2 tRNA genes are annotated in these 269 nt (G+C 51.7%); both read right to left on the reverse strand.

The window, feature by feature from the left end:
- Positions 1 to 74, reverse strand: a tRNA-Arg gene (locus tag HUS61_RS21440).
- 118 nt (positions 75 to 192) lie between these two features.
- Positions 193 to 269: transfer RNA gene (locus HUS61_RS21445), tRNA-Arg, on the reverse strand.

Raw genomic sequence — 269 nt, forward strand, 5'->3', positions numbered from 1 at the left:
CGGACGCGGGAGGATTCGAACCTCCGACCGCCTGGTTCGTAGCCAGGTACTCTATCCAGCTGAGCTACGCGTCCGCAATTGCATTTTATAATCTTGCAATGATTTTTCAAATATGGCGGTTGCGGGACGTCTCTTGAAAGAGTGAACCTCCGACCAAATTTGTATCTTTATACTCGATGTGAGTTTCAAATATGGCGGACGCGGGAGGATTCGAACCTCCGACCGCCTGGTTCGTAGCCAGGTACTCTATCCAGCTGAGCTACGCGTCC

The sequence above is a fragment of the Pseudoalteromonas sp. 0802 genome, assembly GCF_013350085.1.
Classification (GTDB): Bacteria; Pseudomonadota; Gammaproteobacteria; order Enterobacterales; family Alteromonadaceae; genus Pseudoalteromonas.